12 protein-coding genes and 2 tRNA genes are annotated in these 14,992 nt (G+C 69.7%); 4 read left to right on the top strand and 10 right to left on the bottom strand.

Annotated elements, in window-relative coordinates:
* The first annotated feature begins 119 nt into the window (after positions 1-119).
* Positions 120-4,571, top strand: coding sequence for a cation-translocating P-type ATPase (locus AC3CF1_RS19645; RefSeq protein ID WP_488452106.1), 4,452 nt, complete (start codon positions 120-122; stop codon positions 4,569-4,571).
* Between the two features lie 63 nt (positions 4,572-4,634).
* On the top strand, positions 4,635-5,435 hold the full coding sequence (locus tag AC3CF1_RS19640; RefSeq protein WP_488450996.1) for an MBL fold metallo-hydrolase: 801 nt from the start codon (positions 4,635-4,637) through the stop codon (positions 5,433-5,435).
* A 123-nt stretch (positions 5,436-5,558) separates the two neighbouring features.
* On the opposite strand, the gene AC3CF1_RS19635 is transcribed toward AC3CF1_RS19640, so the two are convergent.
* The 4 genes from AC3CF1_RS19635 to AC3CF1_RS19620 all read right to left on the bottom strand — a co-directional run bounded on the left by AC3CF1_RS19635 (position 5,559) and on the right by AC3CF1_RS19620 (position 7,620).
* Positions 5,559-5,978 carry a CBS domain-containing protein gene (locus AC3CF1_RS19635; RefSeq protein WP_141911976.1) on the bottom strand — a complete coding sequence of 140 codons (420 nt, stop codon included), beginning with the start codon at positions 5,976-5,978 and terminating at the stop codon, positions 5,559-5,561.
* Positions 5,979-6,095: 117 nt separating this feature from the next.
* The gene (locus tag AC3CF1_RS19630) at positions 6,096-6,404 is read right to left on the bottom strand and encodes a hypothetical protein (RefSeq protein WP_488450995.1); all 309 of its coding nucleotides are present in this window, start codon (positions 6,402-6,404) and stop codon (positions 6,096-6,098) included.
* Positions 6,405-6,467: 63 nt separating this feature from the next.
* Positions 6,468-6,842 (bottom strand): YciI family protein, encoded by a 375-nt coding sequence (locus AC3CF1_RS19625; RefSeq protein ID WP_488450994.1) that lies wholly within the window; start codon positions 6,840-6,842, stop codon positions 6,468-6,470.
* 283 nt (positions 6,843-7,125) lie between these two features.
* Positions 7,126-7,620: an HIT family protein gene (locus AC3CF1_RS19620; protein WP_488450993.1), complete on the bottom strand. Its 495-nt coding sequence runs from the start codon at positions 7,618-7,620 to the stop codon at positions 7,126-7,128.
* A 134-nt stretch (positions 7,621-7,754) separates the two neighbouring features.
* Here AC3CF1_RS19620 and AC3CF1_RS19615 point away from each other — a divergent pair, with 134 nt between their 5' ends.
* Together AC3CF1_RS19615 and AC3CF1_RS19610 are read left to right on the top strand one after the other, a co-directional pair.
* Positions 7,755-7,934, top strand: a complete 180-nt coding sequence (locus AC3CF1_RS19615) for a helix-turn-helix domain-containing protein (protein ID WP_354982200.1) — start codon at positions 7,755-7,757, stop codon at positions 7,932-7,934.
* A 167-nt stretch (positions 7,935-8,101) separates the two neighbouring features.
* Entirely contained in the window at positions 8,102-8,509 is a 408-nt protein-coding gene (locus AC3CF1_RS19610) for a hypothetical protein (RefSeq protein WP_488450992.1), read from the top strand.
* Positions 8,510-8,803: 294 nt separating this feature from the next.
* Here AC3CF1_RS19610 and AC3CF1_RS19605 read toward each other — a convergent pair.
* The 6 genes from AC3CF1_RS19605 to gyrB all read right to left on the bottom strand — a co-directional run bounded on the left by AC3CF1_RS19605 (position 8,804) and on the right by gyrB (position 14,836).
* Positions 8,804-8,879: transfer RNA gene (locus tag AC3CF1_RS19605), tRNA-Ala, on the bottom strand.
* A gap of 42 nt (positions 8,880-8,921) precedes the next feature.
* Complete coding sequence (locus AC3CF1_RS19600; RefSeq protein WP_007453934.1) at positions 8,922-9,050, bottom strand: DLW-39 family protein; 129 nt, start codon at positions 9,048-9,050, stop codon at positions 8,922-8,924.
* A 43-nt stretch (positions 9,051-9,093) separates the two neighbouring features.
* A tRNA-Ile gene (locus AC3CF1_RS19595) sits at positions 9,094-9,167 on the bottom strand.
* Between the two features lie 150 nt (positions 9,168-9,317).
* Positions 9,318-10,232, bottom strand: a complete 915-nt coding sequence (locus AC3CF1_RS19590) for a DUF3566 domain-containing protein (RefSeq protein ID WP_488450991.1) — start codon at positions 10,230-10,232, stop codon at positions 9,318-9,320.
* Between the two features lie 4 nt (positions 10,233-10,236).
* The gene (gene gyrA / locus AC3CF1_RS19585) at positions 10,237-12,759 is read right to left on the bottom strand and encodes a DNA gyrase subunit A (protein WP_099849498.1); all 2,523 of its coding nucleotides are present in this window, start codon (positions 12,757-12,759) and stop codon (positions 10,237-10,239) included.
* A 130-nt stretch (positions 12,760-12,889) separates the two neighbouring features.
* The gene (gene gyrB, locus AC3CF1_RS19580) at positions 12,890-14,836 is read right to left on the bottom strand and encodes a DNA topoisomerase (ATP-hydrolyzing) subunit B (RefSeq protein ID WP_141911966.1); all 1,947 of its coding nucleotides are present in this window, start codon (positions 14,834-14,836) and stop codon (positions 12,890-12,892) included.
* Positions 14,837-14,992 lie beyond the last annotated feature (156 nt).

Raw genomic sequence — 14,992 nt, 5'->3', positions numbered from 1 at the left:
CGGACGGCAGGTCGGGAAGCCAGGCCGCCGGACGTGAGGCGGTGGGAGGACGAGATGGCCAAGGTCAGGACCAGCAGCAACAGGGAGCCGGGCCGGCGCCCGTCCAGCCGTACGCCTCGATGACGGCGGCAGGCCGCGCTGCCGGCCGCATCCTGCCGTCCTTCGGCGTGCCGCACCTGGTCGGCGAGGCGTCCCGGACCGTCGGGTCGGCCGCGACCCGGCTGGCCCGGTCGGTCGGGCTCGCCCGGCGTCGGGTCTGGTCCCGTCCCGGTCGGCACCACATCGAGGTGCACGGCGTGTGCCAGGAGGGCGGCGACCAGCTCGCCCGGCAGGTGGAGGGCGCGCTGGAGCGGATGCCCGGAGTGGCCTGGGCCAGGGTGAACGCTCCATCCGGGCGGGTGGTGGTGGCCGTGCAGGCCCCCGAACCGGCTCTGGGTGACCTCATCGCCACGATCAGCCGGGTCGAGCGGACCTGCGACCACGAGCCCGACCCGGAGATTCCGCCCCCGCACCCGCCGGAGGAGGGACCACACAACCCGCGCACCCTCGGCGCGCTCGCCTCGGACGCGCTGGGCCTGACCCTGTGGGCGGCCACCCGGATCCTGCCGTTCGCACCGTTGCCCGGTGAGGTGGCCGGCGTGCTGTCGGCCGTCGACCTGCAACCGAAGCTGCACGCGTTCCTCGGCAGGGCGTTGCGCTCCGACCCGCGCGGGGAGATCCTCTTTCCCCTGGCCGAGGCCGTCGTGCAGGGCCTGACCGGCCGCTGGACCGGCATCGTCCTCGACAGCGCCCAACGGCTGGTGGAGTGGGGCGAGGACCGGGCCCAGTTCTCCGCCTGGGAGAGGGCCGAACCGCGGTTGACCGGCGACCCCGAGCGTGCCGTCGCCCGATGGCCGATAGCCGACCGTCCCCGACCAAAGCCGCACGGCCCGGTCGAGCGGTACATCAACCGGGCCCTCGCCGCCGGTACAGCGGCCGGCGCGGCGGCGGTGCCCTTCGCCGGGCGCAAGCGGGCCGCCGCGCTGGGCCTGTCCGCCCTGCCGAAGGCGCCCGGCAGCGGACGCGAGGGGTACGGCGCCCAACTCGGCCGGATGCTGGCCCGGCGCGGGGTGATCGCGATGGACCGCAGTGTGCTGCGGGAGTTGGACCGCATCGACACGCTCGTGCTGGACGCCGCGGTGCTCGGCTCGGACCGGGGCGTACTGGCCGACCTGGCACCCGTGCCCGGTGCGGACGTCGACCAGGTGGCGGAGCGGGCCTTCGCGCTGTTCGACCCCGACGATCCGGCCGCCTCCCGGACGGCGGACGGCTGGCGTCTCGGGCCGCTGGACCAGATGCCCGCTCACGACCCCGGCAACGTCCCGGACGGCGATCGGCTGCGTTCGGCCGGCGGCCAACTGCTCGGTCTCGCCCACGGCGACCGACTCGCCGCCCTGTTGCGGGTCGAGCCGGAACCCGCACCCGGCGTTGACGGGCTGCCGGCCGCCGCCCGGCACGCCGGCCTGCGGCTGGTCGTGGCCGGCGGTGACGAGCAGCGGTACGGCTTCGCCGATGCGATGCTGCCCGGCGGGGACCAGCTGGCCGAGTCGGTCCGCGCGTTGCAGCGCGACGGCGCGGTGGTGATGCTGGTTTCCGCGGACCGCAGGGCGCTCGGCGCGTCCGACTGTGGTCTCGGGTTCGCCCCGCCGGAGGACCTGCCGCCGTGGGGCGCGCACCTGCTGGTCGGCGCCGACCTGCGGGTGGTGGCCCTGGTGATCGAGGCGACCGGCGTGGCTCGGCGTACGGCCCAGCAGAACATCCGGCTGGCCATGGCCGGCACCGGCCTCGGGGCGCTGGGCGCGTTCACGGCACCGCCGACCGAGCTGCCCGGCCGGTCACTCGTCGCGGTGAACGGCGCGGCCGGACTGGCCTTCGCGAACGGGGTCTGGCAGGCCCGCCGGTTGCACGACCAGTCGGACACCCCGGCGCCGGTCACGACCCCCTGGCACCTGATGCCCGTCGGCACCGTGCTCGACCACCTGCACACCACGCCGGACGGTCTGGCCAGCGCCGATGCGCAACGCCGGCACCACGGCGCCAGCGGAAACGGCGATGCCGGACCAGGCAACGGAGGGCTGCTGCGCGCCTTCGTGGACGAGTTGTCCAACCCGCTCACCCCGGTCCTGGTTGCCGGGGCGGTGCTCTCCGCGTCGTTCGGATCGCTGGTCGACGCCGCGCTGGTGGGCAGCGTCGTCGGTGGGTCCGCCCTGATCGGCGCGGTGCACGAACGCAACACCGAACGGTCACTGGCCGAACTCCTGTCCCGTTCGGCGGTGACCGCACGGGTGCGTCGCGACGGCGCCGAGCAGGTTCTCGCCGCCGAGGACCTGGTCCTCGGTGACGTCATCGCCCTTGAGCCGGGTGACTCGGTGCCCGCCGACTGCCGCGTCCTGGAGGCGGTGGGTCTGGAGGCGGACGAATCGTCACTGACCGGTGAGTCGTTGCCGGTCGCCAAGTCCAACCGGCCGGTGGTGGCCGCCGCGATCGCCGACCGGCACTCCATGTTGTACGAGGGCACCACCGTCGCCGCCGGGCATGGCACTGCCGTGGTGGTGGCTACCGGGCCGGACACCGAATCCGGGCGCAGCCTCGCCCTGGTCAAGCAGGCCCCACCCGCCAGTGGGGTGGAAGCCCGGCTCGGCTCGTTGACCAGGGCGGCCATCCCGTTGGCCGCCGGTTCGGCGGTGGCGGTGGCCGGCGCGGGCCTGCTTCGGGGCGTACCCCTGGCCGAGACGGCGGCGACCGCCGCGAACCTCGCCGTGGCGTCCGTGCCGGAGGGGTTGCCGTTCCTGGTCAGTGCGGCGCAGCTGGCCGCCGCCCGGCGGCTGGCCGAGCACGGCGCCCTGGTTCGCAACCCGCGCACCATCGAGGCGCTGGGCCGGGTCGACGTGCTCTGCTTCGACAAGACCGGCACCCTCACCGAGGGCCAGTTGCTGCTCGCCGGGGTCGGCGACAGCACCGGTGACCGGTACGCGCCGGTGGACCGACTGGACGACCGACTCCAGTTGACGCTGGCTGCGGCGCTGCGGGCCACTCCCGCCGCGACGAAGCCGGAGGAGTTGGCGTTGCAGACCGACCGGGCCGTCTGGCGGGGCGCCGGCGAGGCTGGGGTGGTGGAGCAGACCGGTGCCCCCGGCTGGCGGGCCGCCGGTGGGCTGCCGTTCGAGCCGTCCCGCGGCTACCACGCGAGCGTCGGGGAGACCGACGGCCGCCTGTTGTTGAGCGTCAAGGGCGCTCCGGAGACAGTGCTGCCGCGCTGTTCGGCCCGGCGTACGGACGGCACTCAGGAGCCGCTGGACGATGCCGGCCGCGCGGAGTTGGAGCGGATGCTCGCCGACCGGGCCGGGGCGGGCAACCGGATCCTGGCCGTCGCCGAGTGCACAGTGAACGACCCGAAGGTGACCGACGCGAGTGTTCGCGGGCTGACCTTCGTGGGTTTCCTGGCCCTCGCGGACGGGGTTCGGGAGAGTGCCGCCCCGGCGGTACGCCGGATCCGGCAGGCCGGCGTGCACACCATCATGATCACCGGCGATCACCCCGCCACCGCCGAGGCGATCGCCGCCACCATCAGCGAGCACGACGAACAGCGGGTCGTCACCGCCGGCGAACTCGACCAACTGGACGACGACGCGCTCGCCGAGCGGTTGGCCAACACCGACGTGGTGGCCCGCTGCACCCCGGCACACAAGGTGCGGATCATCCAGGCGTTGCAGAAGTGCGGGCGAACTGTGGCGATGACCGGCGACGGCGCCAACGACGCCCCGGCGATCCGGCTGGCCGACGTCGGCATCGCCCTTGGCCAACGGGGCACCCCGGCCGCTCGCGCCGCAGCCGACCTGGTGGTCACCGACGACCGGTTGGAGACCATCATCGCGACCCTGATCGAGGGACGTGCGATGTGGTCGTCGGTGCGACACGCCCTCAGCATCCTGGTCGGCGGCAACCTCGGCGAGATCGCGTTCAGTGTGCTCACCGCCGCGGCGACCGGCCGCTCCGCGCTCACCGGACGACAACTGCTGCTGGTCAACCTGCTCACCGACTTGGCGCCGGCTCTGGCCATCGCCGTCCGACCACCAGCGTCGGACCGCACCGACGCGCTGCTGCGGGAGGGCCCGGACACGGCGCTCGGCGAGAGCCTGACCCGGGAGATCGGCCTGCGGGCGGCAGCCACCACGCTGGGCGCGACCGCCGGCTGGACGTTGGCCCGCTACACCGGGCGCCGTCAGCGAGCCGGAACGGTCGCCCTGGTCTCCCTGGTCGGCACCCAGCTCGGCCAGACCATCCTGGCCGGCGGCACCAGCCCGGCCGTGCTGGCGTCCACCGCGGCGTCGCTGGGCGTGCTTGTCGTCGTGGTGCAGACGCCAGGGGTGAGCCAGTTCTTCGGCTGCACCCCGCTCGGCCCGGTCGGCTGGACCATCGGGGCCGGGTCGGCGCTGGGCGCCACCTTCGCCAACGGCGCGCTCACCAAGCTGATGGAACACGTGCCGCAGGCCCGACCGGACAGGAACGGCGCCAGCGGTTCCGAAGGCTGAGCACCGAACCAACCCGCATGCTCAGGGCTCGCCGGGGTACCGCAGCCGGAGGAGGTGGGCAGGATGGCGGAGCAACCACAGGTGACGTTCATCGGTACCGCGACGACGGTGCTGCGGATCGGCGGGTTCACCCTGTTGACCGACCCGAACTTTCTGCACCGGGGCCAGCGGGCGTACCTGGGCAAGGGTTTGTGGTCGCGCCGACGCACGGACCCGGCGCTGCGCATCGCCCAGCTCCCGGAGCTGGACGCGGTGGTCCTCTCCCACCTGCACGGAGACCACTTCGACCGGGTGGCCCGCCGGGAACTGGACCGCGACCTGCCCATCGTCACGACCCCGGCGGCGGAACGCAGGCTGCGTCGCTGGGGCTTCCAGGCCGCCCAGGGCCTGCCGACCTGGTCGTCCCGGGAACTGCACCGCGACGGTACGACGCTGCGGCTGACCTCGATGCCCGGACAGCACGGACCCGGTGCTCTGGACCGGCTGATGCCCGACGTCATGGGCACGATGATCGACGTGGCGCGCTCCGGGCGGCGCGAGTTCCGGCTCTACGTCACCGGCGACACGCTCAACCGGCCGCTGCTCACCGCCATCCCCGAGCGCTACCCGGACATCGACGCGATGCTCATCCATCTCGGCGGCACCAAGGTCGCCGGGATCCTGCTCACCATGGACGCCCGACAGGGCGCCGACCTGGTGGAACTGGTCCGCCCGAAGCTGACCGTGCCGATCCACTACGACGACTACCCGGTGTTCCGCTCGCCGCTGGCGCACTTCGTCGACGAGGCCCGCCGCCGCGGCTGGGTGAAGCAGGTACGCACCATCGCCCGCGGGGAGACCGTCCCGCTCACCCCGCCCTCCTGACCACCTCCGTCGCTCCGTCCTCCTGACCGCCGATCGGGCTCGTCCTCCTGACCGCCGATCGGACAGAGCCCGGACACGGCGATCGCCGCCCACCCGGGCGGCGATCGAGGAAGGGTGCGACGGTCAGCTGCGCTCGGAGATGGCCTCGATGAGGTCACCCACCGGGCGCTCCGGCAGGGAACGAGCCACGTCGGCGACAGCCACGATGCCGACCAGCTCATGCCCGTCGATCACCGGCAGCCGGCGTACCTTGTGCTGGCCCATGGTCCGCAGGATCTCGGCCGCGTCGTCGTCCGCGCCGATGGTCACCGCCTCGCCCTGAGCCAGCTCACCGGCCGTCACGTTGGCCGGGTCGCGGCCCTCGGCCAGCACCTTCACCACGATGTCGCGGTCGGTCAGCATGCCCTTGAGCCGGTTGTCGTCGCCACAGATCGGCAGTGAACCGACCCCCAGTTCCGCCATCTGCTTCGCGGCCGACTTCAGGTCGTCCTGCTCGCGGACACAGGTCACGTCGTTCGTCATGATCTCGCGTGCCGTAGGCATTGGTAAGACACCTCGCTTCCGGGGGGTTGTTGCCGTTTCTCCTACCCCGGTCCGGCACGACCATGCCGCCCGCCTTTCGTCACCGCGTGCCCGCGCCGTCACCGCCCGTCCCAGCCCTCACTGCTCTTCTGAACGGAACGGGTCCCGGACCGGGCCCTGCTCGGTCCAGCAGAGGCCACCGCGAAACTCCACCCCCGGGATGCCTTCGACAAGGTGGCTGATGTCCACCAGGTCCGACACGGAGGCGGCGAGGTCCGATCGAAGCTCCTCGACCGCCGTCTCCAGGTCGTCCTCCTCTGTGGACCAGTCGATGTCGGCCGCACGTAGCTCGGCGACCGCCTGACGGGTGATCGACGCCGGGTCGGTGACGATCACCTCGACCCGGCAGTAGATGTGCATGGTGAGGGGTGCCGACTGTTGATCCATGCACGGATCATGACAAGGACGGCTCACACGTGGCAGGTCCCTTCGACCAGACCTCGTCGGGAGTCACCCCCGAATCGCGGCCTCACGGATCATGGCGTCCGTCTCGGGGTCGGGCATGAGCTCCCGGACGTCCTGGGCGCAGCGGCAGGCGGCGGCCATCTTCGCAGCCCACGCCAGCGCCTCCTCGCGCGTGGCCACGTCGACGACCGAGAACCCGCCGATGACCTCCCTGGTCTCCGGGTATGGGCCATCGGTGACCGTCCCGTCGGTGGCCACGACGCTCGCCTGCTGCCTTTCGAGTCCGCCGCCGTACACCCACACGCCGGCGTTCACGGCCTCCTGGACCACCGTGTGCGAGGCCTTGCCCACGTCGGGCATCTCTTCCGCGGGGATGTGGTCCATCGCGCCGTCATTGAACGAGATCAGGTACTGCGTCATCCTCATGACCCCCTTGTCCCGGCGGCCTCCTCCGGCCACCTCTCGTCTGCTCTACGAACGACTCGCCTCGGATTCGACACTGTGCCAGAAGAATTTCGCGGGATCTGTCCGCTCCGCTCTCGCCGCTCGTCCGGCTTTCGCGCGAGCTGGAACGTCTCTGGTCGCACCCTTGGTGATGGTCACCACGCCAAGGTGGGCGGCCCGGCGAGCTGCCCAGATGGCCTTCTAGCAGCGAAGATGCCTCTCGGCATCTCTCACCACGCCCCCTCTGTCCGCCGGCCTCCTACGGACCATATGCGGGCCGCTCGTCAGCGGGCAGGGACGTAGCGGCAGAGGTCATCCCCTCACGAACGGCAGTTGCTGCCGCGTCCAGCTCAACGCGCTCCCTGCGCCGCCAGTCCGCGTCGATACGGAAGGTGTCACCGGCGAAGCGCGGGAACACGTGCAGGTGCACATGGAAGATCTCCTGGAACGCAGCTTCTCCGTCGGCGAGGAACATGTTGACCCCCTCGCACTGCAACGTGGAACGGCGAAGCGCTCCGGCGAGCCGGTGAGCCTGCGTCCACATTCGTCCACCGACATCCTCGGGCAAGTCTTCCAAGCCAACGGCGTGCAGGCGTGGCACGACGAGCAGATGCCCCGGAGTCACCGGGTACAAGTCCATGAATGCGACGATTTCGTCATCCTGATGGACCAGGCTTGCTTCCACTTCACCTCGCACGATGGCGCAGAAGATGCAGTCCTCTGCCGGAGCGAGCCCGTTTCCAGTCAAGGTCATGCACGAAACGTAGCCGTCGGCCTCTATGTCCCAACTAGATTCCCGAGCTTGCCTGCAATCCCCGGGGCCAGAGATCCCGGCGGAGACACGCTCTTGGGTTTGTCTCGCAGCAGCGTGGCAGGTCGGCCCGGCCGATGCCAGCCGGAGGTCGCCAGCAGGCCGAGGCTGCGGCCCTGCTCTGCGTTTGTCGGGACACCGTGTACGTCCTGATGCGATCGGGCCGGCTGCGTTCGAACAAGGCGGGTCGTGCTCGGCTGATTCCGCTGTCTGCGCTGGATGCGTTCTTGGCGGCGGATGAGGAGTTCGCGGCATGACCGGCCGGCGATGCCGAGCCGATCGAACGGGTCACCGTCGTAGGGCTGCCTTGGCACTGGCCCGGGAATGGCCCGACTGAGATCGGGTTGTCTCGGCGACGACGGTTCTCCAGAAGCACGCAGCTCTAATGACTATGGGCGGTGCAGGCGGTCGTAGCAGCTTTCGGTTGTCTCTGGCACAGTACGCGGTTGTGATCGACTGGCCGAGGATTCGTGCTGCTTTGGGCTGGACACTGTTGGGATACGCGGTGGCTGGTCTGGCCACTGCGCCCTTGGCGGCGGCGCCGATGCCCTCACACGCGGTGCCCTGCGAGAAGATCACCGAAGATCTGGCTTGGTCGGTATGGGTTTTCCGTGATGCTGTATGGCTCTCCCTCGCCTTCTCGCTGCCCGTGGCCGCTCTGATGACGACCGCGCTCGTTTGGCGACCCGGGATGTCCGCCAAGGGCGGGGCAGGCGTTGGCCTCGCCGTCGGCCTCATTCTGGCCGCAGTCAGCGTTTGCTATTCCATAGCGGCCGCTACATGCGGGTACGACATGCAACAGGTCAGCCCGTTACAACGCACACAGAGCTGACTCTGACCAACCTGCAATGCGCTGAAGGCCGATCTCCTCGTCGGGCAGTCGTAGACCGTCCAGCCTCCCCGGACGGGGACAAGGTGGAGGGGCCCTACCCGACGAACGACCTTGGCCCCGTCCGGGGGAGGCTGCTCGGGCACTCCACGATCCGGATGACGGCCGACACCTACGGCCACGTCCTGCCGGCGCGGGCTCGTCCGGCTGCCTCGGCTATTGACCGGATTCTCGGCCAGGAGGGGACGCGTGACCGGCTTGGCTGTCCTCGGGACCGAGATCAACCGAGGAAAGTGCTGGTGGAGCCCAGGGGACTCGAACCCCTAACCCCTGCCTTGCAAAGGCAGTGCTCTGCCAGTTGAGCTAGGGCCCCGTGAGTGGCCGTGGCGTCGATCGCTCGTCGCCGGGCCGGACGTCAGCGCAGGTCGGGTGCGGTGGTCGCCTCGTGCCACAGGGCACGCTCATCGTTGGCGGCCTTGACCTTGTTGAAGACGACGGCAGCCACGCCGACGACGCCGGCCAGGATCAGCAGCTTCTTGAACATGGGGCGACCCCTCGCGCTCGACCAGCGTCGGACGACAATGCGGTGGGGCTAGATGGAATCGAACCATCGACCTCAGAGTTATCAGCTCTGCGCTCTAACCGACTGAGCTATAGCCCCGCGTTGCGACGAGCAAGATTAACCCATCCACTCTGCCGGCCCCAAATCGGGGTCCGGCCCTGCGAGCCGGGCCGTCGTCGCCTGCAAAACCTACCCGAGTACGGGACGCCGGAGCGACCGCATTCCGCGGTGCCCCGGCGTCCCGGTCACTCAGTCGCGCTCGGCGAGGGTCAGCTCGATCCCGCCGACCAGGTCGGCGCAGACGTTGTAGACGAACGCTCCCAGCGTGGCCAGCGCGGTGAACAGCACCACGTTGACCAGGCCGATGAGCGCCGAGCTGAGGATCACGCCCTTGGCGGTGATCTGGAACCCGCTGGTGCTCTCTCCACCGCCGGCATTGACCAGGTCACTCAGGCTGTCGTTGACGCTCTGGAACACACCCATCGCGTCCAACGCCAGGTACAGCACCGAGGTGGCGACCACCACGACGATGAAGAGCACCACCGAGACGGCGAATGCGAACTTCATCACCGACCACGGGTCGATCCGCTTCAGGTTCAGCCGGGCCCGGCGCGGTCCGCGGGAAGCGGCCGAGCTGACCGAGGTACGCGCCGCGCGTACCGCATCGCCAACGCGGGCTGCCCCGACGGCGGACGCGTTGCCGATGCCGGGCGGCAGGCCACCGCCGCTGGCCGGGCGGCCGGCAGCGGCCGTACGCGACGCGTCCGACTGCGGCTGGGTCATGCCCGGTGTGATCCGCGGCTGGGTGCCGGTGGACCCTGCAGACGCCGCCTGGCCGGGCCGGACGTTGATCGGCTGGGTTGTCGCCGGACGGGCCGAGGGTGGCGCCGCCGCACCCGAAGGTGTGGCGGCTGCCGGCACCGGTGCCTCGGCACCGGACGTCTTCTCGGTCTTGTCGGCGGCCCCAGCGTCCTCACCGGCCGGCTCCGGCGGGGGTGTCATGCCCGGAGCCCTCGTGAATTTCGGGGCAGGCGCATCGGCGGGGACCGTAGCCCGGCCCACGGCCGCGCGGCCGGTCGCTGGTGTGCCGCCTTTGGCGGCCTCCTCGTCGACCGGGTTGGCCGAGGTCCCCGTGTTCCCCGACTTCGCCTGTGTCTCCGTCATTCAACTAGTCCTGTTCGTCAGGCTCGTCGGCATTGCGAGCAATCGCCACGATAGTCACGCCGTCCGGGAGGTCCATCAGCTTGACCCCCATTGTGTTCCGGTCACGCGTACGGCGTACAGGCTTCACCGGAGTCCGAATGACACCACCATTGCTGGTGATCGCGAACAGCTCGTCGTCCGGATCGATCACCACCGCGCCGACCAGACCACCGCGCCGCTCGGTGATCTTCGCAGTCAACACGCCCTTACCTCCCCGGCCCTGCACCGGGTATTCCTCGATCGGGGTCCGCTTCGCGTATCCCCCGTTCGTGGCCACCAGAACGTCCAGGCCGTCCCGGACGACCTCCATGGCGAGCAGGACATCGTCGTCCGTGAAGCGCATGCCGATCACACCCGAGGTGGCCCGGCCCATCGGCCGCAGCGCCTCGTCCGAGGCGTTGAACCGGATCGCCTGTGCCTTCTTCGAGACCAGCAGCAGGTCGTTCTCCGGCGCAACCAGAGCAGCACCGACCAGCTCGTCCTCATCGCGCAGGTTGATCGCGATGATGCCGCCGGAACGGTTGGAGTCGAACTCCTCGAGCCGCGTCTTCTTCACCAGGCCGTTCTTCGTGGCCAGTACCAGATAGGGGGCTACCTGGTAGTTCGGGATCTCAATGATCTGCGCTATCTGCTCGTCGGGTAGGAAGGCGAGCAGGTTGGCCACGTGTTGGCCCTTGGCTACCCTACTGGCCTCCGGCAACTCGTATGCCTTGGCCCGGTATACGCGTCCCTTGTTCGTCAGGAACAGGATCCAGTCGTGGGTCGAGCAGACGAAGAAGTGGCTGACGATGTCGTCCTGCCGCAGCGTGGCGCCGCTGACGCCCTTACCGCCGCGCCGCTGCGAGCGGTAGAGATCGACCTTGGTGCGCTTGGCGTACCCGGTGCGGGTGATCGTGACGACCACGTCCTCGCGGGCGATGAGGTCCTCCATCGAGACCTCACCGTCGAACGGGATGATCTTCGTCCGCCGCTCGTCGCCCCACTTGGCGACGATCTCGCCGAGCTCCTCCGAGACGATCTTCCGCTGCCGCTCCGGCTTGGCGAGGATGTCCTTGAGGTCGGCGATCTCGATCTCGAGCTTGGCCAGGTCGTCCACGATCCGCTGCCGCTCCAGGGCGGCGAGCCGGCGCAGCTGCATGTCCAGGATCGCGGTCGCCTGGATCTCGTCGATCTCCAGCAGCCGGATCAGGCCCTGCCGGGCGTCGTCCACGGTCGGAGAGCGCCGGATGAGGGCGATCACCTCGTCCAGCGCGTCCAGCGCCTTGCCCAGGCCGCGCAGGATGTGTGCCCGCTCCTCGGCCTTGCGCAGCCGGAACGCGGTCCGCCGGCGGATCACGTCGATCTGGTGCTCGACGTAGTAGCGGAGGAACTGGGCCAGGTTGAGCGTGCGCGGCACCCCGTCGACCAGTGCCAGCATGTTGGCGCCGAAGGTCTCCTGGAGCTGGGTGTGCTTGTAGAGGTTGTTCAGCACGACCTTCGCGACCGCGTCGCGCTTGAGCACCAGGACGATCCGCATACCGGTACGACCGGAGGACTCGTCGCGGATGTCGGCGATCCCGGCGAGCTTGCCCTCCTTGATCAGCTCGGCGATCCGCTCGGCGAGGTTGTCCGGGTTGACCTGGTAGGGCAGCTCGCTGACGACCAGGCAGGGGCGGCCCCGCTTGTCCTCCTCGACCTCCACCACGGCGCGCATCCGGATCGAGCCGCGACCGGTGCGGTAGGCGTCCTGGATCGCGGTGGTGCCGACGATCAGGCCGTGGGTCGGGAAATCCGGACCCTTGACGATGCCGAGCAGGGCTTCGAGGGTGGTCTCCTCGTCCTCCTCCGGGTGCTCCAGGCACCACTGCACCGCCGCGCCGATCTCCCGCAGGTTGTGCGGCGGGATCTTGGTGGCCATGCCGACCGCGATGCCCTCGGAGCCGTTCACCAGGAGGTTGGGGATCCGCGACGGCAGGATGGTGGGCTCCTTGGCCCGGCCGTCGTAGTTGTCCTGCAGGTCGACGGTGTCCTCGTCGATGTCCCGCAGCATCTCCATGGCGAGGGGGTCGAGTTTGCACTCGGTGTATCGCATGGCGGCGGCTGGGTCGTTACCCGGCGAGCCGAAGTTGCCGTTGCCGTCGACCAACGGGTAGCGCAGCGACCAGGACTGGGCCATCCGGACCAGCGCGTCGTAGATCGCCGAGTCGCCGTGCGGGTGGAACTGACCCATCACGTCACCGACGACGCGGGAGCACTTCACGTAGCCGCGGTCGGGACGGTAGCCGGAGTCGAACATCGCGTAGAGGATCTTGCGGTGGACCGGCTTGAGGCCGTCCCGGACGTCCGGCAGCGCGCGACCGACGATGACGCTCATCGCGTAGTCGAGGTAGGAGCGCTGCATCTCCACCTCGAGCCCGACCGGTTCGATCCGGTCGTGCGCGACCACCGCGGCGATGGCCTCGGCGGGGACCTCGGGCTCGTTCGGTGTGGACTCGGGAGAATCGGTCACTGTATACCCTTATCAGACTCAGAGTCGTTTTCGTGCTGTGGATAACCGCTGTGGATAGCGGCCAAGCTGTGGATAACTCTGTGGATCGGTGGATCGACCGGGCAGCACCCGGCCGATCCACCGCGATCCGTCAGATGTCCAGGAACCGCACGTCCTTGGCGTTGCGCTGGATGAACGACCGGCGCGCCTCGACGTCCTCACCCATCAGCACACTGAACAACTCGTCGGCGGTCGCCGCGTCGTCGAGAGTGACCTGACGCAGGGTACGCGTCGCCGGGTTCATCGTGGTTTCCCACAGCTCGGGATAGTTCATCTCGCCGAGGCCCTTGAAGCGCTGGATGTCGTCCGGCTTGGCGTTCGGCTTCTTCTGCTGGCGCAGCGCGATCAGACCGTCCCGCTCGCGGTCGGAGTACGCGTACTGGGCGTCGTCGCCCTTCTTGTTCCACTTGATCTTGTAGAGCGGCGGGGCGGCCAGGTAGACGTTGCCCATCTCCACCAGCGGACGCATGAAACGGAACAGCAGGGTGAGCAGCAGCGTCTGGATGTGCTGGCCGTCGACGTCCGCGTCGGCCATCAGCACCACCTTGTGGTACCGCAGCTTTTCCATGTCGAAGTCGTCGTGGATGCCGGTGCCCAGCGCGGTGATCAGCGCCTGGACCTCGTTGTTCTTGAGCACCCGGTCGATCCGGGCCTTCTCCACGTTGAGGATCTTGCCGCGGATCGGCAGGATCGCCTGCGTCCGCGGGTCGCGGCCCTGCTTGGCGGAGCCACCGGCCGAGTCGCCCTCGACGATGAACACCTCGGACTCGCGCGGGTCGGTGGACTGGCAGTCGGCCAGCTTGCCCGGCATCGAGCCGGACTCCAGCAGCGACTTGCGCCGGGCCAGCTTGCGCGCCTGCTGCGCGGCGATCCGGGCCCGCGCCGCCTGGGAGGCCTTCGTGATGATCATCTTGGCCTCGGCCGGGTTGCGGTCGAACCAGTCGACCAGCCGGTCGTTGCAGACCCGCTGCACGAAGCTCTTCACCGGGGTGTTGCCCAGCTTGGTCTTGGTCTGACCCTCGAACTGCGGGTTGGCCAGCTTGACCGAGATGATCGCCGCGAGCCCTTCGCGGATGTCCTCGCCGGAGAGCTTCTCGTCGCCCTTGAGCAGCTTCTTGTCGGTGCCGTACCGGTTGACCACGCTCGTCAGCGCGGAGCGGAAGCCCTCCTCGTGGGTGCCGCCCTCGTGCGTGTTGATCGTGTTGGCGAAGGTGTAGACCGACTCGCCGTACGACTCGTTCCACTGCATGGCGATCTCGAGCGACATGCCCTCCTCCTCGGCGATGAACTCGACCACGGTCTTGTGGATCGGGCTCTTCGAGGCGTTGAGGTGTCGGACGAAGTCGGCGATGCCACCCTCGTAGTAGAAGGTCACCTCGCGCTGCCGGCCGTCCTCCTCCTCGGCCACCCGCTCGTCGAGCAGGTGGATGCGCAGGGCGCGGTTGAGGAAGGCCATCTCCTGAAGGCGTCGGTAGATGGTCTGGAAGTCGAAGTCGACGGTCTCGAAGACGTCGGGGTCCGGCCAGAAGGAGACCGCCGAGCCGGTGCGGTCGGTGGCCTCGCCCTTCTCCAGCGGGCCCGGCTTGGAGTGGGTGTAGTGCTGCCGCCACACGGCGCCGGACTTGTGGATCTCGACGAACATCTTGGTGGAGAGCGCGTTCACCACGGACACGCCGACGCCGTGCAGACCGCCGGAGACCGCGTACGCCTTGCCGTCGAACTTGCCACCCGCGTGCAGGATCGTCAGTGCGACCTCGACACCCGGCTTCTTGAGCTTCGGGTGGAGGTCGACCGGGAAACCACGGCCGTTGTCGGTGACCCGCACGCCGCCGTCGGCGAGCAGCACCACGTCGATGGTGTCGCAGTATCCGGCGAGCGCCTCGTCGACAGCGTTGTCCACAACCTCCCAGACGAGGTGGTGCAGACCGCGCTCGCCGGTGGACCCGATGTACATACCGGGCCGCTTGCGGACCGCCTCCAGACCCTCAAGAACGGTGATCGACTCTGCGCCGTACTCCTGCTTGTCCTGCGCTGCCACCCTCGGCCACTTTCTCGCGTCATCCACGCCGGTAGGGCGCGTCGGGCGCGGGTTCGGCGGACAGGACGCGACGTCGGCGCGCGGACCGGTGCCGGAGACCTCCGGACAGCGGGTCGAACGCGCCGGTCGCCGCGGTTGCCCGCGGATCGCGATCGG

It is taken from the genome of Micromonospora sp. MGP-C2 (assembly GCF_057766525.1).
Note: the sequence above shows the minus strand (reverse complement) of the source record. Positions and strands in the feature narration are given on the sequence as shown.